General features: G+C 69.2%; 29 protein-coding genes and 1 pseudogene. 9 read left to right on the top strand and 21 right to left on the bottom strand.

The genetic code is table 11. The features are described from left to right. Positions 1-59: 59 nt before the first annotated feature. From IM770_RS04915 to IM770_RS04905, 3 genes are read right to left on the bottom strand one after another with little or no spacing between them, the layout of a single operon-like run. Entirely contained in the window at positions 60-1,421 is a 1,362-nt protein-coding gene (locus IM770_RS04915) for an MFS transporter (protein WP_203580023.1), read from the bottom strand. Continuing rightward, entirely contained in the window at positions 1,418-1,855 is a 438-nt protein-coding gene (locus IM770_RS04910; RefSeq protein WP_203580022.1) for an SRPBCC family protein, read from the bottom strand. The genes IM770_RS04915 and IM770_RS04910 overlap by 4 nt, the downstream gene beginning before the upstream one ends. Beyond that, positions 1,852-2,205, bottom strand: a complete 354-nt coding sequence (locus IM770_RS04905) for an ArsR/SmtB family transcription factor (protein WP_203580021.1) — start codon at positions 2,203-2,205, stop codon at positions 1,852-1,854. Before IM770_RS04905 ends, IM770_RS04910 begins: the two co-directional genes overlap by 4 nt. A gap of 181 nt (positions 2,206-2,386) precedes the next feature. Between IM770_RS04905 and IM770_RS04900 the strand changes: the two genes are divergently transcribed. Then, positions 2,387-2,620, top strand: coding sequence for a hypothetical protein (locus IM770_RS04900; protein WP_203580020.1), 234 nt, complete (start codon positions 2,387-2,389; stop codon positions 2,618-2,620). Between the two features lie 88 nt (positions 2,621-2,708). Beyond that, entirely contained in the window at positions 2,709-4,109 is a 1,401-nt protein-coding gene (locus tag IM770_RS04895) for an MFS transporter (RefSeq protein ID WP_203580019.1), read from the top strand. A gap of 7 nt (positions 4,110-4,116) precedes the next feature. Here IM770_RS04895 and IM770_RS04890 read toward each other — a convergent pair whose 3' ends face one another. The 4 genes from IM770_RS04890 to IM770_RS04875 form a co-directional block, all read right to left on the bottom strand. Next, on the bottom strand, positions 4,117-4,728 hold the full coding sequence (locus IM770_RS04890; RefSeq protein ID WP_203580018.1) for a TetR/AcrR family transcriptional regulator: 612 nt from the start codon (positions 4,726-4,728) through the stop codon (positions 4,117-4,119). A 210-nt stretch (positions 4,729-4,938) separates the two neighbouring features. Continuing rightward, positions 4,939-6,162, bottom strand: coding sequence for an oxygenase MpaB family protein (locus IM770_RS04885; RefSeq protein ID WP_203580017.1), 1,224 nt, complete (start codon positions 6,160-6,162; stop codon positions 4,939-4,941). Between the two features lie 276 nt (positions 6,163-6,438). Then, positions 6,439-7,482 (bottom strand): zinc-binding dehydrogenase, encoded by a 1,044-nt coding sequence (locus tag IM770_RS04880; protein ID WP_203580016.1) that lies wholly within the window; start codon positions 7,480-7,482, stop codon positions 6,439-6,441. A gap of 42 nt (positions 7,483-7,524) precedes the next feature. Next, complete coding sequence (locus IM770_RS04875) at positions 7,525-7,680, bottom strand: hypothetical protein (protein WP_203580015.1); 156 nt, start codon at positions 7,678-7,680, stop codon at positions 7,525-7,527. A 141-nt stretch (positions 7,681-7,821) separates the two neighbouring features. On the opposite strand from IM770_RS04875, the gene IM770_RS04870 reads away from it, so the two are divergent. Together IM770_RS04870 and IM770_RS04865 are read left to right on the top strand one after the other, a co-directional pair. Beyond that, a complete protein-coding gene (locus IM770_RS04870; RefSeq protein ID WP_203580014.1) occupies positions 7,822-8,730 on the top strand; it encodes a helix-turn-helix transcriptional regulator in 909 nt (302 codons plus the stop codon). Between the two features lie 253 nt (positions 8,731-8,983). Further along, complete coding sequence (locus tag IM770_RS04865) at positions 8,984-9,577, top strand: VOC family protein (protein ID WP_203580013.1); 594 nt, start codon at positions 8,984-8,986, stop codon at positions 9,575-9,577. Between the two features lie 209 nt (positions 9,578-9,786). Here the strand turns inward: IM770_RS04865 and IM770_RS04860 are convergent, their stop codons facing one another. The 6 genes from IM770_RS04860 to IM770_RS04835 form a co-directional block, all read right to left on the bottom strand. Beyond that, entirely contained in the window at positions 9,787-10,680 is an 894-nt protein-coding gene (locus tag IM770_RS04860; RefSeq protein ID WP_203580012.1) for an ABC transporter permease, read from the bottom strand. Continuing rightward, complete coding sequence (locus IM770_RS04855; protein WP_203580011.1) at positions 10,667-11,608, bottom strand: ABC transporter ATP-binding protein; 942 nt, start codon at positions 11,606-11,608, stop codon at positions 10,667-10,669. The genes IM770_RS04860 and IM770_RS04855 overlap by 14 nt, the downstream gene beginning before the upstream one ends. Before the next feature lie 7 nt (positions 11,609-11,615). Next, positions 11,616-12,734 (bottom strand): LolA family protein, encoded by a 1,119-nt coding sequence (locus IM770_RS04850; RefSeq protein WP_203580010.1) that lies wholly within the window; start codon positions 12,732-12,734, stop codon positions 11,616-11,618. A 93-nt stretch (positions 12,735-12,827) separates the two neighbouring features. Further along, on the bottom strand, positions 12,828-13,433 hold the full coding sequence (locus tag IM770_RS04845) for a GrpB family protein (RefSeq protein WP_203580009.1): 606 nt from the start codon (positions 13,431-13,433) through the stop codon (positions 12,828-12,830). A 97-nt stretch (positions 13,434-13,530) separates the two neighbouring features. After that, positions 13,531-14,265: an SDR family NAD(P)-dependent oxidoreductase gene (locus tag IM770_RS04840; RefSeq protein ID WP_203580008.1), complete on the bottom strand. Its 735-nt coding sequence runs from the start codon at positions 14,263-14,265 to the stop codon at positions 13,531-13,533. Positions 14,266-14,299: 34 nt separating this feature from the next. Then, entirely contained in the window at positions 14,300-16,306 is a 2,007-nt protein-coding gene (locus tag IM770_RS04835; RefSeq protein WP_203580007.1) for an ATP-dependent helicase, read from the bottom strand. Positions 16,307-16,493: 187 nt separating this feature from the next. Here IM770_RS04835 and IM770_RS04830 point away from each other — a divergent pair, with 187 nt between their 5' ends. Beyond that, positions 16,494-17,465, top strand: coding sequence for a dioxygenase family protein (locus IM770_RS04830; protein WP_203580006.1), 972 nt, complete (start codon positions 16,494-16,496; stop codon positions 17,463-17,465). A gap of 166 nt (positions 17,466-17,631) precedes the next feature. Here IM770_RS04830 and IM770_RS04825 read toward each other — a convergent pair whose 3' ends face one another. Then, entirely contained in the window at positions 17,632-18,246 is a 615-nt protein-coding gene (locus IM770_RS04825; RefSeq protein ID WP_239065835.1) for a putative glycolipid-binding domain-containing protein, read from the bottom strand. A gap of 7 nt (positions 18,247-18,253) precedes the next feature. Between IM770_RS04825 and IM770_RS04820 the strand changes: the two genes are divergently transcribed. Next, positions 18,254-18,826: an SRPBCC domain-containing protein gene (locus IM770_RS04820; RefSeq protein WP_307785380.1), complete on the top strand. Its 573-nt coding sequence runs from the start codon at positions 18,254-18,256 to the stop codon at positions 18,824-18,826. A gap of 55 nt (positions 18,827-18,881) precedes the next feature. Here IM770_RS04820 and IM770_RS04815 read toward each other — a convergent pair whose 3' ends face one another. From IM770_RS04815 to IM770_RS04805, 3 genes are all read right to left on the bottom strand, one after another. Beyond that, positions 18,882-19,025 (bottom strand): tyrosine-protein phosphatase, encoded by a 144-nt coding sequence (locus IM770_RS04815; RefSeq protein ID WP_307785379.1) that lies wholly within the window; start codon positions 19,023-19,025, stop codon positions 18,882-18,884. Between the two features lie 82 nt (positions 19,026-19,107). Beyond that, positions 19,108-19,719, bottom strand: a complete 612-nt coding sequence (locus IM770_RS04810) for a class I SAM-dependent methyltransferase (protein ID WP_203580003.1) — start codon at positions 19,717-19,719, stop codon at positions 19,108-19,110. A gap of 267 nt (positions 19,720-19,986) precedes the next feature. Next, entirely contained in the window at positions 19,987-20,943 is a 957-nt protein-coding gene (locus tag IM770_RS04805) for a TetR/AcrR family transcriptional regulator (protein ID WP_307785391.1), read from the bottom strand. Here IM770_RS04805 and IM770_RS04800 point away from each other — a divergent pair. From IM770_RS04800 to IM770_RS04790, 3 genes are all read left to right on the top strand, one after another. Then, a complete protein-coding gene (locus IM770_RS04800) occupies positions 20,824-21,465 on the top strand; it encodes an alpha/beta fold hydrolase (protein ID WP_307785390.1) in 642 nt (213 codons plus the stop codon). The two genes, IM770_RS04805 and IM770_RS04800, sit on opposite strands and share 120 nt — an antisense overlap. Positions 21,466-21,503: 38 nt before the next feature. Next, the gene (locus tag IM770_RS04795) at positions 21,504-21,806 is read left to right on the top strand and encodes a putative quinol monooxygenase (protein WP_203580000.1); all 303 of its coding nucleotides are present in this window, start codon (positions 21,504-21,506) and stop codon (positions 21,804-21,806) included. A gap of 299 nt (positions 21,807-22,105) precedes the next feature. After that, complete coding sequence (locus IM770_RS04790) at positions 22,106-23,455, top strand: carboxylesterase family protein (protein WP_203579999.1); 1,350 nt, start codon at positions 22,106-22,108, stop codon at positions 23,453-23,455. 181 nt (positions 23,456-23,636) lie between these two features. Here the strand turns inward: IM770_RS04790 and IM770_RS04785 are convergent, their stop codons facing one another. The 4 genes and pseudogenes from IM770_RS04785 to IM770_RS04775 all read right to left on the bottom strand — a co-directional run. After that, positions 23,637-24,038 carry a PIN domain-containing protein gene (locus IM770_RS04785; RefSeq protein ID WP_307785378.1) on the bottom strand — a complete coding sequence of 134 codons (402 nt, stop codon included), beginning with the start codon at positions 24,036-24,038 and terminating at the stop codon, positions 23,637-23,639. 26 nt (positions 24,039-24,064) lie between these two features. After that, the gene (locus IM770_RS18145; RefSeq protein WP_053547126.1) at positions 24,065-24,589 is read right to left on the bottom strand and encodes a helix-turn-helix domain-containing protein; all 525 of its coding nucleotides are present in this window, start codon (positions 24,587-24,589) and stop codon (positions 24,065-24,067) included. Positions 24,590-24,691: 102 nt separating this feature from the next. Beyond that, on the bottom strand, positions 24,692-24,850 hold the full coding sequence (locus IM770_RS18240) for a hypothetical protein (RefSeq protein WP_372430659.1): 159 nt from the start codon (positions 24,848-24,850) through the stop codon (positions 24,692-24,694). A gap of 38 nt (positions 24,851-24,888) precedes the next feature. Next, positions 24,889-25,278: pseudogene (locus tag IM770_RS04775) on the bottom strand (DUF3375 family protein); the annotation flags it as partial. Between the last annotated feature and the right edge of the window lie 12 nt (positions 25,279-25,290).

Genomic DNA, 25,290 nt, shown 5'->3' with positions numbered 1-25,290 from the left:
GCCGTGCGTCGGTGACGGATGAGTCTGCGGTCCACCGATCGGTTGACACGGCCACCGCGTCAGGCCACCGACCTCGCCAGCAGGACGTAGGCCCGGGTCCGGAACGCCGCACCCGCCAGGATCACCGCCGCGGCGCCCGCGCACACGAAGATGAGGGCGATGCCCCGCGACTCTCCGTCACCGAGCAGCCATCCCCAGGCCTGAGCCCCCTCCGGACTCTCGAGGTACGGGATCACCACGAGCTCGGCGAGCGGCGCGACGAGGAACGCCATCAACGGCGACGCGGCGGACTCCAGCAGCATCGCCGCCCCGAACACGCGCCCCTGCACTCGGTAGGCGACGATGCGCTGGATGACCGTCTGCTCGGTCGCCTCGACGACCGGCATGAGCGCCATATACACCCAGATCCCGACGACGAACAGAATCCACCAGTCACGGAGGGCGAAGACCATGCCGACCGCGCCCATGAGCATCACGGCCAGCAGCATCGTGCGGACGGGCCGGCGCCCCAGCCCGAATCGTGCGACGAGCGCACCACCGACGACCATCCCCGTCGACGCGAGGCCGAAGGCCAGCCCCCACCACTGCGCGGGCAGCAGGTTGAGACCATACGGGTCGAGCAGCGCGACGTAGACCCCAGCGATCAGGTTGTTCAGCATGCAGAAGGCGAGAAGGGGGACAAGACCCGGGATGCCGCGGATCAGGCGCCAGCCGCCCGGATCCGCGGGCGCGCGCGGTGCAGCCTGCGACGTCGCTGCGCCCGAAGCTCCGGTCGGAGCGCCGTCGGCGAGTCGGATCACAGCGAGGTGGATGAGCGTCGCGAGCGTCGTCGCGGTGGCGAGCGCCCACGCCCACCCGATGCCGAGGAACGCCACCGTGATGCCGCTGAGCGCGCTCGTCGCGATCAGGGTCACGCCCTGCGCGGCGCCCACGAGCCCATTGGCGCGGGCATGAGCCGGGACGGGGAGCAGCCGCGTGACCAGGGTCGACAGGGCGATCGCCCGGATCTGCTCGCACACCGCGCCCAGCAGCACCAGACCGGCGAACAGCCAGAACCACGGCCCGCCGAGCTGCAGCACCTCGGTGTCAGCGCGGGTGAAGAGCACGACACCGGCACCGGCGAACGTCACCACCGTGACGACGGCCGAACCCAGGAGGACGCGGCGCGTGCGGAACCGATCGACGATCATCCCCATCGGCAGCGCGAGGACCGCCACGAGCAGAAGGTAGAGCGCGCCGATGAGACCGGAGGCCATGACATTCCGCGTCTCGGTGTAGACCCAGAACGTCACGGCGAACCAGAGGTACCCGGTGGCCGTGTTGGCCAGCACCGTGTTGGCGAGGAGGTGCAGGAACGTCCGCCTGCCTCCGCCGGGCGGCGCGTCGCGCTCGGGCGCTTCGGTGAGCGACGAGCTGCTCATCGCACCGGCGTGCCGAGGGTTGCGGCGAGGGAATCGAGCGCCTCCGCCCAGCCGTCGTGCACGTCGTCGCCCGGCGCCGCCTCGACGCCGCACGTGAACGTCATCCTCGTGCCGATCGCGGTGGGCTCCAGCTCGACGGTGAGTCGCGACGCGGCTGCGGGGTCACCCGCCGGCCCCCACGTGCACACGATCCGCGAGGGACGTACGAGCTCGAGATACTTCCCGGCCGTCGGGTACTCCGTGCCGGACTCGTCGACCATGGTGTAGGCGTAGGATCCGCCGACGACGGGGTCGGACGAGACCGACTCGAGCGGCGTGGTCACGCCGGCCGGATGCATCCAGCGCGACATGAGGACGGGGTCGGTCCAGGCGCTCCATACCGCTTCCGGTCCTGCGGCGAACTCGCGGGTCAGGGTGAACGAGGGCGTCTTCATCGTGGTGTTCCTTTCTTGGGGCTGTCCGCACCGGGTGCGAGAAGCTGCTCGAGGAGGTCGAAGCGCTGGCTCCAGCCGGCGCGGTGTTCGGCGATCCAGGCGGCGGCGTCGACCATGCCGCCCGGCCGCAGGCTGCAGACGCGCCATTGCGCATGCACCGTCCGCTCGATCAGTCCGGCGGCCTCCAGCACCCCGAGGTGCTGGGAGACGGCAGGCCGGCTCACGTCGTACGCGCTCGCGATCTCCCCCACGCTGATGGCCCCTCCTTCGAGGCGCGCCAGGATGTCGCGCCGGAGCGGATGCGCGAACGCGAAGAAGATCCTGCTGAGGGGATCAGTGGCCTCGTTCATTCGACTCCATTCGTCTGCGATTCGTATGTAAGCAATGCCTTACGCAGGGCGCACGCCTAGTCAACCCGGCCCGGGCGATCACGGCGTCCACCGATCGGTTGATTCCCAACTCGAACACATGAGGCCGAGTTCTGACGGTCTGCGCGATGTCGCGCGGGGCGACGATCGCGAGTCTGGGCGCATGGCCTTCGACGAACTGTCCCTGCAGAACCTCGCGCCCGCGCTCGGTGTCACCGACGGCGCGCCGGCTCGCCGCCCACGCCTTCGCGACCGACTCCTCCGGTGGAAGGTGCCGCCCGAACCACTGACGAACGAAGAGCAGCACCACCTGCGCCAGCTCGAGAGAGCCCGCCGTCATCGCGAGGCGGAGATGCTGCGGCAGACGGCGATGTGGATGGCCCTCCGCCCGTTCTGATATCGATGGACCCTCCGCACCGTTGTCGTACACGCGTGTTCATGTTACTTTCGCAACTCGAACATCACCATCCGATTTAGGAGAACGCATGTCCCGCTCGACACGGCCAGCCACGACATCCCCCAGCACCGTCTCCGGGCGCTGGCTGCTGCTGGCGCTGCTGGCGACAGCGCAGCTGATGCTCATCATCGACGTGACGGTCGTGGCACTCGCCCTCCCGCAGATGCAGGCCGACCTGCAGCTCAGCCGCGAGACGCTGACGTGGGTCGTCAGCATCTACGCGCTCGTGTTCGGCGGCCTCATGCTCCTCGGCGGCAAGGCGGCCGACGTCTACGGCAGCCGCAGGGTCGTGCTGCTCGGACTCGGTGTCTTCACCGTCGCCTCATTGCTCGCCGGCTTCGCCTCGGATCCGTTCAGCCTGCTCGCCGCGCGGGCCGCTCAAGGGCTGGGAGCAGCCGCGCTCTCGCCGGCCGCGCTGTCGGTGGTCGCCCGCACCTTCCAGGGCGCCGAGCTCGCCAAGGCGCTCGGCGTGTGGTCCGCTCTCGGGGGCGCGGGCGCCGCCGTCGGCGTCCTGCTGGGCGGGGTACTCGCCTCGGGCCCAGGATGGCCGTGGGTCTTCTGGATCAACGTCCCCGTCGGCGTCGTGCTCTTCGTCGCCCTCCCCCGCACGGTGCCGCAGCGGACGCCCGCGGGCGGACGGCTGGATGGGATCGGGGCGGTCGTCGTGACGGCATCCACCGCACTGTTGATCCTGGGACTGGTGAGCGCGGGCGATTCCGGATGGATCAGTCTCGCGACGCTGATTCCGATCGTCGTCGCCGCGCTCGGGTACGCAGCGTTCGTCTGGCGCCAGCGGGTCGCGAAGAACCCGCTGATCGACCTGGCGATGCTGACCCGCCGACCGGTCGCCACCGGCTTCGGGCTCATCTTCGTCGCCACGGCGCTCATGATCGCCGTTTTCTTCCTCGGCTCGTTCATCTTCCAGCGCGTGCACGGATTCACGGCACTCGACACCGGCCTGGTCTTCCTCCCGGTCGCCCTCGGGTCGATCGCGGGAGCGCAGCTCGGCGGACGCGCGCTCGGCCGGTTCTCCCCTCGCGTCGTCGGGGGCGCCGGCCTGGCGGTCACCGCCGTGGCGTCGCTGCTCGCCGCGACGACCTTCAGCATGACCCTGCTCGTCGTCGGGATGAGCCTCGCGGCGCTCGGCATCGGGCTCGCTTTCGTCGCCTCTGCGGCGAGCGTCTTCTCGGCGGTCGCCCCGCAGGACGCCGGCGTGGGCTCGGGAGCCCTGAGCACGTTCCACGAGTTCGGCGCGGCGACCGGCGTCTCGGCGGTCTCGAGCATCGTAGCCGCGGGGATCAGCGGCGAGAGCTACGCCGCGTACAGCGACGGGTTCTGGCTGCTCGTGGTCGTCGCGGTGGCTTCGACGGTGCTGGCCTTCGCGTTGCTGCCCGGGCGCACGGCCTCGGCCGCGGCCGCCGCCGGGTAGTCCGGGCTCAGCGACCCGGGCCCGCGGCCTTCCGCGTTCGGCCGGGTGGGGTGAGGGCGGCGAGGACCGTCGCCGTGACGAGACCAGGCGCCTCTTCGGCGGTGATCTCGCGGCGATGAACCGCAGCGGATGCGGCGTGCAGAACCGCCTGGATGGTCGTGAGCTGCCACTCCACGGGCATGTCGGAGGTGAAGACGCGCTGCCCTCGACCGCGCTCGAGCAGCGCGCGGACGCGCCGCGCGGGTTCATCGTGCGCCCGCCGCACCGCCTCGGGCGGCAACGCCTGGTTCGCGGCGACCACGATCCCCCCGTACCGGTACGTCAGTCGCCACGTCGCCGCGAGGAGGCGCTCCATCGCCTCGCGCGGATCGCCGTCCGTGTCGACGGTGCTCAGCGCTTCGTCGGTGTGCGCGATGGCCCGCGCGGCGACCTCGGCGACCAGCGCCGGTCGTGACGGGAAGTGGCCGTACAACGTGACGCGGCCCACCCCCGCCCCCTGCGCGATCGCCAGCATGCTGGCGTCGGGATCCGCCGCAAGCAGCGTGGTGGCGGCCTCGACGATGGACTCGATGTTGCGGATCGCATCAGCGCGCTTGCGAGTGGTGCCGGCGGTGGACATCGACGCCCTCCTCGAGACGAGACTTCCTCTCACCCTACGGCGTGGCTCCCGGCGGACGACCTCACTCGCCACCGCGATCCGACGGGCTCACCGCCTCGCAGGTTCGGACCGTTGGGCGCTTCTGTCGACCTCGGGCAGACACCGACTGCGGAATCAACCTCGTCCGCCAGGCCGGCACCCGCCGGCGCCGCGCGACGGGAAGAACCCGCGTCAGTAGGGGTAGTCGGGGTTGTTCCCGGTCGGGATGTCGATGTTGATCTGCTGGAAGGGGTTCAGGTAGAACAACGCGAACAGGCGGATGAGTTCCTCGAACGCGGAGTAGATCGTCGGCGCGAGCGGGATCGGCAGACCCGCTTCACGGATCCTGATGAAGATCGGCCAGGCCTCCGAGACGGTCTTCTCCACGAGCGGGCGCCGCGTGAGCTCGAGCATGTCGGTGACGGTGTCGCCCAGCATGTACCGTGTGACCGCTTCGAAGAGCGGCTGGGTCACGAGCGTGAAATCGATGTACTCGCCGAGATTGACCAGCATGTCGGCGAGTTTCACGCCCTCGTCGGTGCGGGCCAGGAGCGGCACGAGCACCTGCTGACGCTGCTGCTCGGCCTGCTCCCAGCTGACCGGGACGAACTCGTCGTTCACGCCGAGCATCGACGCGGTCACCTGCCACAGATGCAGGTAGGCATCCGACTCGTCCTGCGGAATCCGCACGCCCCACTCGTTGAGCTTGTGCATGACGCTGGAGGCGAGACTGTGCCAGGTGACGAGGATGTCGTACTGACTGATGGGCACCTGCTCGTCGGCGGACGCGCGCCAGTGCGGCGACTGCGGCAGGAGGTGGCGCACCGCGGAGTGGGTCAGGCGCGTCTTCACGCAGGTCACGACCATCTTCCCGTCCGGCCGGTACGCGTGATAGGCGCCGATGTCGTACCCGAGCTTCGCGGTCTTGGCGATCCGGTCGCGGATGTCGGCGCCGCCCTTGGACCAGTAGACCGCTCGCGCCTCGCGCGGAATGGCCGCGCTCATCATCCCGCTGTTCATCCCGTAGAGGACGCCGAGGTAGAGTCCCCGCTTCGTCGCGAAGCGGTACGCGACGTCGAGCTTGCGAAGATCGGCCCACGCCGGCAGCTTCCGCGCCATGTCGACGATGCCGTGCACGTCAGCAGGCAGCCCCGGCGGCAAGGACTGCCCGTTGTAGACCCACGGTTTGAGGATGCGGTTGACCTCGGGCACCCCGCCGCGGTCGAGGAGCGATGCCATCACGGGGTCGACGGGGTCGTCCCATACGAACCGCGGGTCGCGCGTGGTGTTCGTCTGGGCGATCGACCCGAGCGACGACCAGGTCCACGCGTGTGCCGGCGTGACCGCCGCGAGGGCCCCGGCCGCGCCGAGCGCGCCTCCGGCCAGAAGAAGCTTGCGCCTGCTGATATCTGCCACGTTCGAACTCCTTCGTCCGGCACGGATGAGAATGTGAATCTCCATTCACTTCGCATCGTAGGGCGGAGACCGACCGTTTGACAACCATCGCGTGCGACCACGTGGCCCGGTCCACGCCAGACCGTGGCCGAATGACGCGCTGGCACCTGAAGCCGCCGGTCAGAGGCGAAATGCGTGGTCGGCGACCGACGAGCGGCAGGGCGTTCCCGTGGGGGCACCCGACGACGGCGGCCCACCACCCGCGCGGGGTGATGGGCCGCCGAGGTCCGACGGGCATCAGGGCGTGATGAGCACCTTGAGGCTCTTGCGCTCGTCCATGTCCTGATATCCGGCGGGGATGCCGTCGAGGTCGGTGGTGGCGTCGAAGACCTTGCCGGGCTGGATGGTGCCGTCGAGGATGTCGGGCATGAGCACCTCGATGTAGGCGCGGACGGGCGCCGGTCCACCGGCGAGGCGGATGTTGTGGCGGAACAGGCTGCCCATCCCGATCGGCGCGTCTTCGTACTGGGGCACGCCGACGCGGCTGATGGTGCCGCCGCGGCGGACCACGCCGAGTGCCTGCTCGTACGCCGACATGTAGCCGACGGCTTCCAGGACCACATGGGTACCCATCCCGCCGGTGAGGTCGCGCACCTGGGCGATGCCCTCTTCGCCCCGGGCCGAGACGACGTCGGTGGCCCCGTACTCGCGGCCGAGGTCGGTGCGCACCTGGTGGCGGCCCATCAGGATGATCTGCTCGGCGCCCAGCCGCTTGGCGGAGAGCACACCGAGCAGACCGACCGCGCCGTCGCCGATGACGGTGACGGATGTGCCGGGCGCGACGCCCCCGGCGACGGCGGCGTGGTAGCCGGTGCCGAACACGTCCGACAGGGTCAGCAGCGACGGGATGAGGGCGGAGTCCTCCGCGACGGGCAGCTTGACGAGGGTGCCGTCCGCGAGCGGGACGCGGATGGCTTCGGCCTGTCCGCCCTCGTCGGCGATGCCGTCCCAGAAGTTCGCCTCGTGATGGACGCACGAGGTCTGCAGATTCTCCCGGCAGATGCCGCAGACGTTGTCGGAGACCGCGAACGGCGAGACGACGAGGTCGCCCTTCTTCACGGTGACGACGTCGGCTCCGACCTCTTCGACGACGCCGATGAACTCGTGCCCCATCCGCGCCGGCCCTCCGGCCGGGTCCATGGAGTGGTAGGGGTGCAGGTCGGATCCGCAGATGCAGGACGCGGTGATCCGCACCAGCGCATCGGTGGAGTTCTTGATCCGGGAGTCGGGAACGTTCTCGACGCGGACATCGCCGGGACCGTGCATGAGCGTGGCGCGCATGATGGCTTCCTTTCGGTGGTGGTTCAGGACGGGCAGGAGGAATCAGACCGGCCGGCGGCTGCGGCGCCGCAGCACGGCGAGGGCCGTGGTGGGGATCAGCGTGAGCGCCACGATGATCGCGCCGACGGCAGCCGGTCCCTGCACGCCCAGCGGAGTGGACAGGGCGGCACCCGCGACCGCGTGGCTGTCGGTGGTCATCTGGTGGCTCCTCCGGATGTCGGCGGATCTCGCGGCGACAACACCCATCACAGCCGGGCTCGCATCTGCGCGGGAGGTCGGCGTTATCGGGGGTACAGGCTCCACCCCCCTCCGCCGGACGGACGGGGTTACCGTGGGGTCATGGACAGCCCGACCAACCGCGACGACATCAGGGACTTCCTCGTCAGCCGGCGGGCGCGCATCGCCCCCGAGCAGGTCGGCCTCCCCGCCGGCAGCCGACGGCGCGTTCCGGGCCTGCGCCGTGAAGAAGTCGCGGTGCTGTCGGGCGTCAGCACAGAGTGGTACACCCGCCTCGAGAAGGGCCACATCACGGGCGTCTCCGAAGAGGTCCTCGCGGCCGTGGCGCGAGCTCTCGAGCTCAATGACGACGAGCGCGCCTATCTGTTCGACCTCGCCAAGGCCGCGCGCCCAAGCGTCCGACGACTGCCGCGCCCGAAGGACGGTGCCCTCGACGGCCCCGTCCGCTGGCTGATCGACTCCGTCACCCTCAGCGCCGTCTTCCTCCGCAACGGCCGCCTGGACGTCTTGGCGACCAACGCGCTCGCGCGCGCGCTCCACGCCCCGATGTTCGACAGCCCGACCACTGTCGGAGACCGCGCGAACTTCGCCCGCTTCCACTTCCTCGACCCCACGGCGCGCGACTTCTTCGTGGATTGGGAAGGCGGCGCGTCCGCCACGGTCGCGCTGCTGCGTGCCGAGGCCGGACGCGAGCCGGATGACCGAGCACTCCGAGAGCTCATCGGCGAGCTCTCCACCAGAAGTCACGACTTCACCCGCCTGTGGTCGTCGCACGAGGTCCGCACTCGCCACGAAGGCCTCAAACGCCTCCGCCACCCGGTCGTCGGCGACATCGAGCTCACCTATCAGTCAGCAGAGCTCGCCGATCCCAACCGCGCCGCGCGGAACCTCAATCTCTACACCGCCGAGCCCGGCACGCCGCACGAGGATCGGCTCAAGCTGCTCGCGAGCTGGGCGGCCACCAGCACGCCGAGCCCTGCCGGCGAGCGCACGGAGGACCTGCCGACCTGACACGCCCGCGCATGTCGCGATCGTCGAACGGCCTCGCCGCTCGGCGATCAGTGGTCGCCGCAGGCGGCGAGGAACACGCGCGCTCCCTCGCGCGCGTTCCCTCACCCGCGCAGGCCGCCCGATCCCGGTGCCGAAATGCCGCGATCCATGACCAGCGTTGCGGGCGAGCCGGGACAGCGAAATGGTGGGTACCGAGGACCGACGCTGTCCGGGTTGTCGGGAATCGTGTGACCGTCATCCGAAGGAGATTCCCATGTCCGCACCGCCTTACGGCCCCATCCCACCGGCCCCCGCCGGCTCGAACACCGTCAACTCGTTCATCATGACGGATGACGCGACCGGCCTCATCGCCTTCGTCCGCTCCGTCTTCGACGCGGTCGAGAACCCTGACGCGCGCACGGCCGACGCGGACGGGCTCGTTCTCCACTCCGAGGTGCACATCGGCGACTCGCTCCTCACCATCGCCGACCGCAAGCCGACGTGGCCGTATACGCCCGCGTTCACGCGCGTGTACGTTGCCGACGCGTCGGCGACTCTCGAGCGGGCCGTCTCGCACGGTGCGCGGATCGTCACAGAGCCCACCGAGTTCTGGGGCGATGTGTTCTCCCGTTTCGCCGACCCGTTCGGCCACCTGTGGTGGGTCTACCAGCACACGCCGGCGGAAAAGGAATGGGACGCGGCACCTGACTCCACCGACGCCGCCGAGTCGTCCGGCGCCACCGGCGATTGGGATGCCGGCGATGCCGGCGAGTCGTGGGAGGACTTCGCCACACCCGAACTCGACTACATCCACTCGACCCTCATAGCCGCCATGGACAGCTTGCGCGACCCGCGCGAGAGCAGCTGACCCGTCGAGCGCACAGAATCGGATGCCGCGAGACGGGGTCGTCAGACGGCGGTGAGGATCGCCTCTCGACGGCGCAGCATCGTCCCGATCCGGGCGGATGTCTCCTGAGCACTGGTGGCAAGGCTGACCGCCCGCACATGCGCACCCTGCGATGGCAGAGCTGGTTAGCACGGCGGAGCGGACGCCTCCCGAGGTAGGGCGGACCGCGGCTAGGTCAGCACATCGCGGGTCGTGAACCGCCAGACGGCGAGTGCGCCGGCGACCACGATCCAGACCGCTTGCAGGAGGGCGTTGTCGAGGAACGAGTCCCATGAGATCGGCGAGCGCAGCAGGTCGCCGAAGTCCAGCCAGCGATCGGTGAACAGGTATGGGTGAAGCGCCGAAAGCTGCGGGATCTGGCCGACGATCTGCGCCGCGACAGCGAGGATCGCGGTAGCCGCCATGGCGCCGACCGGCACTGTCGTGAGGGTCGAGAGCAGCACGCCGATCGCGGCGAGCCCGAGCATCGATACCGACACGTAGGCGACGACCGCAAGACACCGCAGCAGCCCCTCGGCGAGGCTCACCTGCGTGCCGCTCAGCAGGGTCAACGGGCCGGCACCGAAGAGGATCGCGCCGACGATCACGCCGACCGCGACGACAGCGAAGGTCGCGATCACGCAGAAGACGGCGGCGGCGACGTACTTGACCGCGAGCAGCGCAACGCGCCCCGATGGAGCCACCAGCAGGTAGCGAAGGGTGCCGAGGCTCGCCTCACCCGCGATCGTGTCGCCGGCGACGACGCTGATGGTGAGCGGGAGGAAGAGCGGGATCGCGATCGTCAGCGCGGCGAGGCCGACGAAGACGCCGTTGTCGGTGAGCTGATCGAGAAACGCCGGCCCGCGGCCTGGGCGGGCGCCGCCCGCGATCCGCACGGCCACGCCCAGGAGAACGGGGACGAGGCCGAGCGCTCCGAGCATCATCCACGTCCGCAGGCGACGGAAGAGCGTCGCCAGTTCACTCCCGAGGAGACCAGGGATGCCGCTCCCGCGGCCCGGGCTGAGCGGGGCCGACCACGCCGTCGGCGCGTCGGTCGGGGCAGGGGCGGCATCACGCGACGACATCGAAGCCCTGCCCCGTCAGCTCGACGAACCTGTCCTCGAGGCTCGTCCGCTCGACCGCAATGCCACGCACCCGCACCTCGGCACGCACGAGGGCCGCAACGATGGCTTCCGGCTCGGGCGCGTGCGGACCGAGCGTTCCCGCGAGCGTGGAGGGCGCGGCATCCGTCGCCTCAATGCCCATGCTCGCGAGCACTTCTCTCGCCCGCGCGACATCGGGGGTCTGCAGTTGCAGGCGGCCCGAATCGTCGCCGCTGCGCAGCTCGTCGAGCGTGCCGGATGCGACGAGCCGCCCCGCACGCATGATCCCGGCGTGCGTGCACACCTGCTCCACCTCGGCGAGCAGGTGGCTCGAGACGAACACGGTCGATCCCTCCCCGGCCAGGGAGCGGATGAGTCCGCGCACCTCGCGCGTGCCCTGCGGGTCGAGCCCGTTCGTCGGTTCGTCCAGCACCAGCAGCTCGCGGGGCGTGAGCAGAGCGTTGGCGATGCCGAGGCGCTGCTTCATACCGAGCGAGTACGCGTGCACCTTCTTGTCGGCCGCCGACGTCAGCCCGACCCGCTCGAGCGCCTCGTCGATGCGCCTGCGGCGGGTGACGGATGCCGCGTGCCGGCCCGCGGCGTCGAACCGATGCAGATTCTGCCTCCCGGTGAGGAAAGGGGCGAACGCGGGGCCTTCGACGAGTGCGCCCACCCGCGGAAGCACGGTCTGGAGCGCGCCGGGCACGGACTGCCCCAGCACGCGGGCCTCCCCTGCCGTCGGGCGGACCAGGCCGAGAAGCATCCGGATCGTCGTGGTCTTGCCCGACCCGTTGGGTCCGAGGAATCCGAACACCGAACCGTGCGGCACGCCGAGTGCGACGGCATCCACCGCCGTCTGCGCGCCGAACCGCTTCGTCAGCCCGGAGGTCTGGATGGCGAGGTCGGTCACCGCGGGCTCAGTCGCCGGCCGCGACGCGGGCGAGGTGATCAGCGCTGACAGCACCCGCGAATACACGTCCGTCGTCGGCGAAGTACACCGTCACGAGCGCGGTCTCGAGCACGCGTCCATCCGCTACCGGCCGGGCAAGGCGCTCGAGCGCCGCCGCGTACGGGCCCGCCGCATCCGGAGTGCCGCGGTCGGCTTGCGGCAGCTCGACGACGGTGGCCCAGCCTTCGCCATGCACGACCGGCCGCGCCGCGGCATCCGTCGCGCCGTCGTGCGTTGCTCCGGAATCGATGTGCGGCGACGACAGCGTCTTCTTCTCGACGGTGTATCCCGGCGCGGGGTCGTATGTGAGCGTCGCGGGGTCGGGCGCCGCGAACGAGAGGTCGGTGAACGCGATGTCGAACGCGGGCAGGTCGGCACCGCGGGCGGTGACGGATGCCGCGACCGCCGCGCCGGTCTCGCCGTCGATCGCGAACCTCAGCTCACCGACGAGGCTGGCCGCGTCCTTCGGCACGAGCACGAGCTCGTACACGTCCCGTCCGGCCACGCGCCCGTCGGTCCCGACCGAGATCTCGGTCGAGTCGCCGAGCTTCGCGAGCGCGTCATCGAGCAGCTGCTGCGGGGTGTGAACCATCGCGTCCGGCTGCCGCTCCCAAGATGTCACGTCATCGCCCGCCGTGTAGTGGGTCGCGGTCTTGGTCTCGGAGTCGACGAACCAGCCCTCCCCCGCGGACCGGTCGAGATACACGTCGCGTTCGGCAAGGCGATCGAGCACCTGCAGCCGCGACCTGTCGCCGTCGAGGTAGACCTTGGCCGTGTGCGAACCGGTCAGGAGGTCGATCGCGTCGGAGGCGCCGGCGCTCGAATCCCCACCGTCCGAGGGACCCGTGAGGCTCGAGAGGTCAGGCAGGCCCAGCTCCGACGTCTGCTCGATCGTCCCCGTCATCGCGGTGACATCGCTCGCGGCGGCGAAGTCCAGAAGCGCGGCGGGGGTCTTGTCGGGAAGATCCACCTGGGCATCGGCGGCTGTCGGGATGACCACGGCCGCGGCGACGGCCGCAACCAGGACGAACGCGCCGGCGATCGGGAGCCAACGAGCAGGTGACCGGCGCGGATGCCGCCTATCCATGCGCAAATGCTACGCCTGGGCGCCGCCGGGCGGGCTGGGAAGTGGATAGGAGAACGCGGCTGCGAGCCTTGGCGGGCCGGGGACCTCGTCGGCTCAGAGGCCCGCGGCGGCGAACGCCCGGCCGTAGATCTCGCGGATCACCGCTTGCTTGCGGGCGTTGTACTGCATAACGGTCTCGCCGTGCGCATTCGCAACGGCGGCGGCCTCGCGCTTGATCGCGGCGTAGAGCTCGCGCTCGGCCCTGTCGCGGCGCAGGTGATCGCGGAAGATCCTGTGCCTCCAGGGTTCGGGCGCCTCCGGTCCGAACACATGCAGGTTCGTACGCGGGGTCGCATGGCGCAGGCAGCGGTGCTCGTGCCACCACGGCTCGCGAACGGTCAGCACGAAGCCCGCAGACTCCAGAGCCGGGAGCCACGCGTCCTCGTCCGCCGGGTCCGCGACGATCAGGTCGACGTCGATGATGGGCTTCGCCGGCAGGCCGGGGACCGACGTGGATCCGACGTGCTCGACCTGCAGCGCCCGTGCGCCGAGCGCATCCCGCACGACGCGCGCAACGCGGGAGAACACGTCCGGCCAGGCGGGGTCGGGCTCGACGATGGCGATGTCGCCCTCTCGCGTCTCCACGCCCGCGACCCAAGGGCTCGCGCCGGGCGGCGGCGGGCTGTCTGAGAAGGTGGCGATGTCCTGTGCGCTCGGCATCCCGTCACTATCCCATGCCGCGCGGCATCGCTGAACGCCCGCGGGCGCAGGCGCTACCCGATCGGGGGACGGCGCGATCGTGTCGCGGGCGCGGACGCTAGAGCTGTTCCGGATCGAGGCCTTGGGCAGCCCGTCCGCCGTCGACCGGCAACACGACACCGTTGATGAACCCCGCGCTGTCGGAGAGCAGGAAGTCGACCGCTGCTGCCACTTCACCGACGGTCCCGACGCGCCCCAGCGGGTGCAGGGTGGCCATCTCCGCATCAACGTGGGGGTGTGACCGGCGGTAGTGCGCGAGCCGCTCGGTGTCGATCGAGCCGAGCGCGACCGCGTTGACGCGTATTCCGACCGGCCCATGATCGACTGCCAACGCGCGGGTGAGGCCCTCGATGGCTGCTTTCGCCGTGGCGTACGGGAGAGCACCCCGCACCGCCCGTTGCGCCTGGTGAGAAGACACATTGACGATCGAGCCCGTGCGCCCATGCCGAGCGAAGTGGTTGACCGCGGTGTGGCAGCCGGTCAGCGCCAATCGGAGATTGGCGTTGATGAGATCAAGGAGCAAACCCGGTGCAGCGGTGGTCATGCCGGCGTCATGGAAGACCGCGGCGTTGTTCACCCAGCCGCGCAAGGGTGCGGCATTCTCGGCACGACGAGCCGCTTCGCTCGCGACATCAGGGTCGCCCGCATCCCCGACCACGAGGTCGACATCGCTTTCCGCCCGGGCTGTGGTCGAGTCGATGACCACGACGTGCCCATGCACGCGAAGCCGGTCAGCGATCGCTCGCCCCACGCCGCCAGCACCGCCGGTCACCACGAACGAAGCGTCAGCCATGCCCCCATTCTCTCGACCGATCCGCACCGAGGGTTCAGGCGAAGAGTTCGTCGAACGAGTCCGTGCGCACGCGCGGCGCCGCGACGGTTCGTCTGATCGCGGGCTCCGAGGCGATGGCGGTGGTGCTGACCTGTTCCATGAGGGCCTGCGCGGACTCGGTGAGGAACCTGCTGCGTTTGGCGGCGACGTGTTTGGCGAGGAAGGCGGTGGGGTGGGTGGGCAGTTGCGAGGGCACGTACACGTCGAGGGTGTCGCGTGCGCGGGTGAGTGCGACGTAGAAGAGGCGCTGCTCCTCGGCGAGCCCGGCGGTCGAGGTGAGTGCCATGTCGGAGGGCATCGCGCCGTCGTTGGCGCGCATCAGGTGGACCGCGTCCCACTCCAGGCCCTTCGCGGAGTGGATCGTGGACAGCGTCAGCCAGTCCTCGTCCAGATGCGGCTGCTTTGCCCAGTCGCCGGCGACGTTCACCGGGTCGATCGCCTGCTCGCTCACGAAGGTGCGGAGGTCGCTCTGCGCTGCGGCGGCCTGGGCGATGGAGTCGACTTCGGTCACGCGGCGGTGCCAATCCGGGTAGTGCGCGCGCAACAGCGGATCCACCGCGCCCCGGCACGCCTCGACCAGTTCCGCCACGGCGGTCGTGGCGTCGACGGCGCCGAGCAGCGACAGCGTCGACGCGAGCCCGGTGCGCCCCTTCGCCGGTGCCGCTGCGACCGCGTCGGCCGCGCAATCGTCGCCACCGTCCGCGAGTATCGCGGCCAGTCCGCGCGCATTCGCTTTGCCGATCGCGCGATGCCGCGTGAGGAGCCGGTACCAGGACACCTCGTCGGCCGGGTTGAGCACCACCCGGAAGCTGGCGAGCAGGTCGCGCACGTGCGAGGTCTCGAGGTAGCCGATCCCGCCGAACTTGTGGAACGGGATCCCCCGCACCTTGAGCTCGACCTCGAGCTGCGCGCTGTGGGACCCGGTCCGCATCAGCACGGCCTGCGAACGCAGTGGCGTGCCGTCGACGTGCGCGGCGAGGATGCGGTCCGCGATCGTGCGGGCCTCGTCGTCGGCGTTGCGGCAGGCGACCAGGCTCGGCCGGGCGCCCGTCTGGGCACGGTCGGCGACCAGCCGCAGCCTCAGCTCGCCCGGTCGCACCTGGTTCGCGAGGTCGAGGATCGGCTGCGTGGAACGGAAGTTGCGTTCCAGGCGCACGAGCGTGGCATCGGGGTACGCCTCGACGAGGTCGAGCAGGTGCCCGGCGCTTGCACCCCGGAACGCGTAGATCGCCTGCGCGTCGTCGCCGACGACCGTGAGCCCGCGGCCGTCGGGACTGAGGCCGCGCACGATGTCGACCTGCAGCTGGTTGACGTCCTGGTACTCGTCGACCAGCACCCAGTCCCAGCGCCCCCGCAGCCTTGCACCGACATCCGGATCAGACACCAGCGCGCGCAAGGCGATGAGCAGATCATCGAGGTCCAGCAGACCGCGCTCGCGCTTGCGCTCGCGGTAATGCCGCAACAGGGCGACGACCTGGTCGGCCTGCTCCAGCGCCCAGGGGAACTGCGCTTCGATGACGGCGCGGGCAGGGGTCGCGGTGTTGATCGCGCGGGAGACGATGTCGGCGATGGTGCGCGTCGTGGGCAACCGCACCTCGGTGCCGTCGAGCCCGTGCTCGGCGCGCAGCAGGTCGATCAGGTCGATGACGTCGTCGGGATCGATGACAGTGACGTCCTCCAGCCCCAGATACTGTGCGTGCTCGGCGACGATGCGGTGCGCGACGGCATGGAACGTGCCGCCGGCGATGCGCTGCGCCGCCTGCGCGTCACCGCACATGACTGCAGCACGGGAGAGCATTGCGGATGCCGCGCGCCGCGTGAACGTCAGCAGCAGGATCCGCTCGGGTGCGACCCCCGCCTCGAGCAACCGCGCCACCCGTGCGGTGAGCACACGCGTCTTCCCGGTGCCGGCCCCCGCCGCGATCACAAGCGGCCCTTCGCCGTGCTCGACGGCCTCAAGCTGTGCCGGATCCAGCCCCGCAAGCGCATCACCAACTGCCACGCAGGCGACGGTAACCAGACCCCCGGACATTCCGCCATCACAGTGGGCGTGCGAGATGCCGACACGGGTCCGTGCATGCCGGCTGAAGCGGGCATAGCAGAGGCATAGAGAAGCCACCGGCCTCGGCAAGATTCGGCGTGCATGCTGGCGTCATCCGCCAGAGGCGGACAGCCGAAAGGAGGCCGACATGGCCCGCATCCCCGAGCCCGACGCGACTCCGGATGGCCCCGCCTTCGAGGGCCGACTGCTCGCTCGACCCGACGACGAGATCGTCGACCAGGGCGTCGGCTTCGACCTCCGCACACTGGTGAGCCGACGCGCGGTCCTCAGTCTCGTCGGCATCGGCGTCGGGACGGTCGCGTTGGCGGCATGCTCTGCTGCGGCGACGACCGGCTCGTCCTCGACCGGCGCATCATCGTCGACCCCGGCGCCAGGCGAGTCGTCCACGACGGACGCGACCACGGGAGCCGCCGGCGAGATCCCCGACGAGACGAGCGGCCCCTACCCGGCCGACGGCACGAACGGCGTCAACATCCTCGAAGAGTCAGGGATCGTCCGCAGCGACATCACGTCGAGCCTCGACGGGGGAACCACCGTGGAGGGAGTCCCGCTGTCGCTCACCTTCAGCGTGGCCGACATGGCCAACGGCGATGCGCCGTTCGAGGGCGTAGCCGTCTACGCCTGGCAGTGCGACGCCGACGGCCGCTACTCGATGTACTCCGAAGGCGTCGAGGACGAGACATACCTCCGCGGAGTCCAGATCGCCGACGCGAACGGGCAGGTCGCGTTCCGGACCATCGTGCCCGGCTGCTATTCCGGACGCTGGACGCACATCCACTTCGAGATCTACGAGAACGCGGCCGCGGCGACCACCGGCGCCAACGCCATCGCGATCTCGCAGCTCGCCTTCCCGCAGGACATGCTCGATGCGGTCTACGCGCTCGATACCTATCCCGGCTCGGCCGGCAACCTCGCGCGAATCGGCGGCATCGGGAACGACAACGTCTTCGGCGACGGCCACGACCTGCAGCTGGGCACGTTCACCGGCACCGCGGCATCCGGATATTCCGGATCGCTCGCCATCGGCGTCGACACCACCACGGATGCGACTCTCTCCCAGCCGCCCGGCGCTGACGGTGGCCGCGGTCCCCGCCCCTGAACACCGCGATCCGACTCGTTCCCTTGTCCACAGCTTGATTTCGAATTCCCTCCCGTCCACTCCTCGGGGGATGCTGCGAAGAGGGCGAAGTTCCGGCATGGTCGACCGCGAGAACGAGGCGGCAATTCCGCACGCGCGCGGCGAGAGGCATCCGCCGGCGCCGGGATCAGGTCCTCGGAAGGGCGGTGACGCGCTCGGCGACGCCTTGGTAGTGCGCCACCCACCCGTCGGAGGCGTACTCAACGAGCAGCGACGACGAGGCGTCGCCGTACCGGATCAGGCGACTGCCCTCGACAGCGTAAGACTGCACCGACGGCACGACCTCCAGTGTCGGCGGCAGGACCCACGCGGTGAGGATCCGGGTCGACCATCCGGGCTCGCGGTGGAGCATCTGAAGTCGGCGCAGGGGCAGGGAGTTGGTCATCGGCGATCCACCGAGGTCCACATCCAGGGCGTCACGCAGCTGATCAGGGTCCGCGATGCCAGGCGGCGCCGGTGGCCGAAGTTGTTCTCCGTCGAACGCGGCGAGGTCTGATGCGCCATGCGACTCAGTGGTCACGTGCCAGCGTTCTGCGACGCGGGCGAGCTCGAGGCGCCGCGACCAGTCTGCGCCCTCGGCGTGTGCTGCCAGAGCGGTGCGCTCCGCGCCCACGTGGAGCTGATAGGTCAGCGAGTAGGGGACGGGATCCAACGCGTGCTGCGACCCGCGTACGGCGAGCCGGCCCGTCTGCTCCGTGACGAATGCGATCTCGGTGCCCGGCACGTCAAGTCGTCGCCACATCAGCGTCGTGATCGAGATCGGACCGCCGCTCATCATGAGCGCGATGGTACGCGCGCAAGCGACTGAGAGGGACGGCGTGCACTGTTCGACAGCCGACAGGCGTGATTACCATCGGTCCATGGGTCGAACGGACCGCGCGTCTCTCCTCATCCACGTCGACCGGCAGCGCGTGTTCGCCGCGCTCACCGATCCCGTCGCACTCGCCGACTGGCTCCCGCCGAAGGGGATGCGCGGCAGGTTCGAGCGGTTCGACATGCGCGAAGGGGGCTCGTACCGCTTCGTGCTCACCTATGACGACGCGTCGACGTCACCCGGTAAGACGTCGGCCGACTCCGACGTGTCCGAGGTGATGATCACACGGATCGTTCACAACGAGGCTGTTCTGCAACAGGTCACCTTCGACTCGGATGATCCTGCTTTCCAGGGGACGATGCGGATGCAGTGGAGCCTGCGAAGCGTGGACGAAGGGACGATGGTCGAGTTCGAGGCGCGAGACGTGCCGGACGGTGTTCGAGCCCGAGACCATGCCGAGGGACTGACATCATCCCTGTCCAACCTCGCGGCGTATCTCGAGCCGTGATTGCACCGCCGGTCGGATCGCCTGATGTGAGGGCAGCGGCCCGGTCGCCGGTCTTCTATCGCGACGGGCGCAGTGTGTCCCAGCCATCTTCGTCGACGAGGTCAAGCGATTCCGTGCGAACGAAGACGCCGTGCGGGGTGATGGAGCCGTCCTCGCGGTGGAGGCCGCCCAGGTCCCTGGCGTTCGCCAGTCCGCTCACATCGGGCACTCGGATCACGGAGCGCGAAACCGGGTCGCGCTGCGGGCCGGCCGCTCCCCGACCAAGCGGTCGAGCTCGCGCCTCACTCGGCTGGAGCGCGCCTGGCGAGGATCGCTCCGTGGGGTCGGGGCTTTGGCTCGCGTCCCGTTCTGGTGTGGGTCTCGACGACGTCGAACCCTGCGATGTCCAATTCGTTCGCCAACGCTTCGGGCGGCCAACGGTAGGCGGCGACGACCTTGTGATCGAACGGCTCCACCACGGGTCCGATGAAGAAGCCCACCAACAGCGAGCCGCCGGGCTGAACGACTCGAGCGAACTCCTCCAGCGTGGCGCGGATCGTGCTCGGCTCGTGATGGATGAGTGAGTACCAAGCCAGGATTCCGCCCACGCTGCCGTTCTCGAACGGCAGTCGGTCGATGTTGCCGAGGTCGAAGGGCACTCCGGGGTAGGCGCCGCGAGCGTGGTCGATGAACTCAGGCACCTGGTCGATACCGCGGACGCGGTGGCCCTCTTCGGTGAGGCAGGCGGACCAGTGCCCCGGCCCGCACCCCGCGTCCACGATGGGGCCGCCGACATGAGCCGCCCACGACGTGATGAGCTGCACGTCGGAAGGGTGGGCAGACGCCGTCGAGCCCAGCGCTTGCACATACTCCGCCGCCCGATTCGAGTACGCAGCCTGGACATCCGACGACATGACGGAAGCCTAGAAGGATCCGGACCGGCTCCGACGCGCCGCCGCGCCGGTCTTCGAGCGCGCCACTCTGCGCGCAGGCGCTGCAAACCCCCGGGTGCGTGACCGCGTGAAGGCGGATGACCAGAAGCATCGGGCTCGGTGCTGGCAGCGTGCCGATGCAGAGGATCTTCTGGATCGCGTCGAGCCGGAGACCTACCGGTCCGAGCCTGGACAGCTCCGGAACGACCTGGCCGACGACTCGTCACCTCGCGATGCGTGTGGTCGCTCTCATCGTCTCGCTCGCGGTGCCGCGGCTGGGCTTGCTCCCGCCCTTCCCGCTGGTGCTCGGCCGAAGGCGGCGAGCAGGGTGTCCACGGCGATCTCTGCCGACTCGTGCGCCGGCGGAGCAGGTGACGCAGGATCGAACAGGCTGGCATCGAGCGCGTCGCCGACGAGCATCCACAGGAACTGTCGGGCGACTGCGGTCGTCTCGAATCGCCGCAGCAGCCCGCGCTCCTGCAAGGCGCCGAAATAGACCGCCAACTCCTCGATCGACGCGACCACTGCCGCGGAACGCCACGCGGCGGCGAGCGACGGATGCCTCGGCTGCTCGGCGATCAGCACACGGCGCAGCCCTATGACGACCGGGTCGCGGACCGTCTCGACGAGATCAGTCGCCGACGCAATCATTGCGGCGCGCAGCTTCGCCGCCCCGACGTCCGAGTCGAGGGGCGGACCGCCTTCCGTGCGTTGCGCGATCACCCGCTCGATGACAGCGCGGAAGAGGCTCTCCTTCGAGGAGAAGTGACGGTAGATCGTCACTTTCGATACGTTCGCCGCCGTCGCAACGTCGTCCAGGCTCGTGCCGGTGAATCCGACGCGGAGGAAGCTCTGCGTGGCGCACTCGAGGATCGCCTGCCGTTTTCGGTCTGAGACGGAGAGGGTTGCGGTGAACATGAACTCGAGAGTACACATGTACTCATGAGTACAGAAGTAGCGTGGATCGAGGCTAGCGTCGATGTCGACGGCTACCGCGTGCACGTCGCGAAGGCCGGCACCGGACCGCGGCTGGTGTGGGTCGACCCCGCACTGGGTTCGAGCGCGATGAGGCCGCTGCAGGGGGCCATCGATGTACTCACGCGCGACTTCGAGGTCGTCACCTACGACCGGCGCGGGCGCGGCCGGAACGCTCCTGGTGCGTCGTCGGTCGATCACGAAGTCGGCGATCTCGCCGCCGTCATCGATCACGTCGGCTGCGCCGCGGCGGTGGTCGGGTTCTCGTCGGGGGCAGCGGTGGCGCTACGCGCGGCACCTCGGCTGCAGCACTCGACTCTCATCCTGCTCGAGCCGGCCACGGACGAAACCCGGGACGACACCGGGTTGCGCGAACGTCTCACCGCGGCGATCGATGCAGGCGACGACGAGTCAGCTGTGCGGATGTTCTACGAAGCCACCGGTGTCCCAGACGACATCGTCCAGCAGATCGTCACGTCCGAATCCTGGCCCGCGGTGGTCCGAGGCGCCGCAACCTTGCCGACCGAGATCGACGTCGCCGTCGTGGACGACACGATGATCAGCCAAGTGCGCGCGCCAGTCCACCTCATCGTGAGCGACGGTTCACCCGACGAGATCACCGGCATGAGCGCCCGCCTCGCCGAGCGCCTGGGAGCGCCGAGCTGGAGCGAACCCGGCGGCTGGCACGGCGTCGAACCCGATGCACTGCGATCGCGGGTGCTGGCGATCCTGGGTGGCAGTACGCGCCCGTAAGCCGGTGGCTTGTAGGGGGTCGTCTGTACGTTCGTGGCATGGTCTTTGCGAATGCTGGCACACTTGGCACGCTCCCTGGTAAGCGCGACGAACTCGTTGCTCACCTGACACGAAGGAGCCGCGTTCTGTCCGAAATGGGCTGCATCGCGTACGAGGTGGGCACGAACGAGGCCGAGCCCGACACCGTGTTCGTCATCGAACTCTGGCAGGACGCTGCTGCGCACCACGCGTCGCTCGCGCTGCCGGAAGTGCTCGCGTCCATCGCAGAGGCACGCCCTCTGCTTTCCGGCGTTTTCGGTGGGTTCCAGTTCGAGGTAGCTGGCTCTCCGCTCCGCGACTGACCCCGACATCTCTGGATCCTGTCTTTGGACGGGCGGGCGCGGGCTCCTCCCTGAAGCGAAGTTCCCGGTGTCTGCGCGCGGCTCACGCCCGCCCGCGCCTGACGCTCTTGACGGGCGCAGGCGGTGGGTGCACACTGAGCCCGCGACGGTTGCTCTGGGGGGAGTGAAGCAGCCGAGGACAACTCATGCGGGCAGCGTAGCCCGCGCGCTGGCCCCGACTCGGCGCAGGCCGAGCATGCTCCACCCGCCTCCGTTTCCGCCGACCGAATCTACGGTCCAACGAAGGTGGTGCATGCATCATGCGCACGTCATCCCGGTCGAACAACCTGCGATTCCGAACTCTCCTCGTCGGTTCCGGGATCGCCGTGCTGGCCATGGCTGGCGCGTCCTGCTCATCCACCGCGGCTGGGCCTCCCGAGACCACGACCGAGCAGTATGCGTTCGAATCGTGGGACTGCGGGTATCCACTGCAGATCGAGGGTGAGGTGACGAGCCGATTCCTCACACGCCCGAATCCGCGTGGAGGGCCGATCCTTGCTCAGCAGAACGTCGACTTCTCCGAAACCTGGACCAACTCCGATGAGGAGCAGTTCACGCTCTCGGGCCGGTTCCTCGCGAAGGACATGAGCGCGACACCGCTCGGCGGGACGCTCTACGAGGTGACGGTGCAGCAATCCGGTCAGCCGTTCGTGATCTCCGTCGACGGTGAGGTGCTCGTTCGGGATCGCGGGAACCTCCGCCTCAGCTTCCGGACAGACCCGGAATCCGGCTTCTTCGAGTTCCTCGGGGCAAGCGTGAGCGGGCCGCACGCGGGCTTCGACACCGACCTGTGCAAGCTCGTCGCGCCGATCGTCGGAAGCGATTCGGCCGACCGCCACACGCCTCGGCCCCTCGGGACGACCGCCGCCGGCATGGGCTACTACGAGTACCTGCCTCCGTCCTACGGCAAGGGCGGGAGTCCTCTGCTGGTCGTGGCCAACGGATACGGCGAGAACGGCGACGGCTCGGCCGAGCGCCTGGATTGGCTGCTGTTCACCGGCATCCCGAGGTTCATCGACGTGGGTGGCTGGCCCGTCGACCGGCCGTTCGTGGTGCTGTCGACCCAGCACATCGAAGCGCCGCCGGGGCTGTCGACCTCGTGCGAGGACGGCGTGTGGTTCGGGTCGTGCTGGATGCAGGCCCAGCACGACCAGGGCCACCCGCCGCAGTCGCCCTGCACCACGCCCGACGAGTTGCATGCCTTCATTGACTACGCCGTCGCGAACTACGACATCGACCCCGCCCGCGTGTACGTGACCGGCTTGTCGTGCGGCGCGTTCGGTACGTGGGAGTACCTGGGTGAGTATGGCGATGAACAGGTCGCGGCGGCGGTGCCGATCGCGGGCGACGGCCGGCCGATGTGGGGAAGCATCGGCTGCGGTCTCAGCGAAGTGCCGGTGTGGGGCATCCACGGCGATGAGGATGTCGAGGTGAGCCCGTGGGGCACCATCGACACGATCGAGGCGCTCCGCACATGCCCCGGCGTGACAGAGGAGACCGCGAAGCTTTCCGTCTACGAAGGCGTCGACCACAACGCGTGGGACCCTGCCTACAGCGGCGCCGGCGGAGACGACATCTATTCGTGGATGCTCAGCTACACGCGGCCGTGAGGGCCCTCGACGCACGATCAGCAGAATGCTCGGGCAGCCCTCAGAATGGCGCGCACCGCGCTGACCGGATCGAAGCATGCGCGAGATTCTCGCGTCGACCGGAACTTCCTCGCCCGCGCCGTGCCCACATCTGAGGCGGATCGACGCAGATCCGCAAGGAATGAAACGGCCCGAGGACGCCTCAGAACGACGTCGGATGAATCGTCGGCGGAATCTTGTCTGCGGGGAAGTCCTTGAGGTTCTCAGTGACGATCGCGCCGGCTCCTGCAATGACGGCCGCGGCGACCACGTGCTCGTCGTCCTGATCGGGAAGACCGAACGTGCCCTCCAGCGGTTCCCACCCTTCGACCTCCGCATCGGCGAACTCGCGCCGCATCGCTGCAATGAGGGTCGCTGCGCGGCCTGCATCCTCCGCTACGGGGATTCCCCGTTTCACGAGCTTGGCTTCCTCGTGATACTCGAGCTCTTCCAGGATCGCCGAGCTCCAGGTCGGTCGATACGCGCCCTCGACCGCGAGGGAAAGGAGGAAGTCACGTTGCAGGCTCGGCCACAGCACGCTGGTGTCGAGGGTCGCCGTGAACACGACCCCGATCCTGTCAGGCTGCGGAGCTAGAGGCGGGCAGCCCGCCTCGACGCGACCGCCTTCCTCGCCGCTTTGAGGTCCTCGAGCGTCTGTTCGACGTTGTCTTCGTCGACAGCGTCACGCGTGGCAGCGAGCATGTCGTACTGACGCTCACGACGGCGCTCCCGATACTCGAGCAGATCTGCAAGGAGAACACGGCGATGCGTTCCGGCCCTCTCGAAGGGGATCTCGCCCTCGTCGAGGAGCTTTACAACGGTCGGGCGGCTTACGTTTAGGAGATCCGCTGCTTGCTGAGTGGTCAGCCGCGTCGTCTGCGGTACAACCGATACGGCTAGCCCGCTTTGCATCGCATCAACAATCTTGCGGAGTGCAAGGTAGACCTCTTCCGGGAGTTCTACCTGATCGCCTGGACGCGCTCCCGCAAGGAAGTACCTTGGCTCGGGAAGAGCTCTACCGGCAGCCTCATGGGCGGTGAGGAAGTCCAGAACAGGGGCAAGCTCGTAGCCCTTGCTGGGAAGGTACGTCTCTTCAACGACTGCAGCGCGAGACACGGGAATCACCTCAATACAGGTAAACGCAGGGGATTGCGTTTGTTGCGATTACGGTAGCACATATCCCCGACAGATCGCTGGGCTAGCAGCTCGACTGCCCGGTCAAGACACTCCGAGTCGCGCGAGCGCGTAGCTCCACGGGATGCGCTCCTGCTCGAGGCGAATGTTCCCCTCCGCGCTCAGCGACTGAAGAGTCGCGCGCTCACCGGGCGCGAGCAGCTCGAGCACGCCGACATTCGGTTCTGGATCGGTCCCCCACAGATCCCGGTGGTCGAAAAGAGTCCCGGAATCCGCGCCGCAAGGCTCGCAAGCCGAGACTCGGTCACACTAGAACGCGGGGCGGCGCGACCCTGCAGGAAGCGGATCCCGGCGATCGCGTCCGGGGAAAGCTCGAGCGTCTCACCCCGCGCTTCCGATGACGGCCGACGCACCAGGAAGCCGGCCGAGCGCCACTCCCCGCAGTACCCCTTCGCAGTCAACGGCAGGATCAGCCCCTGTGCGCGGAGCCGCTCGAGGTCGGCATCGATCCGCTCGTACAGCTCCTCAGCGTCGACTCGGCGCTCGTCTCCGCCCAGGTGGGTGCCGAGAAGACCGGCGACCACGGGTGCGCTGTCGGCGCGAAGCAGCTTCCACGCCGCATCGCGCTCCGCAAGCTGGGCGAGCTCGAGGACCTGGGCGACGGCGGGCACGCGTCCATTCTG

This window comes from Microbacterium hibisci, from assembly GCF_015278255.1.
Classification (GTDB): Bacteria; Actinomycetota; Actinomycetes; order Actinomycetales; family Microbacteriaceae; genus Microbacterium; species Microbacterium hibisci.
The sequence above is the reverse complement of the archived record's forward strand: the minus strand, read 5'-3'. Positions and strand labels throughout refer to the sequence as shown.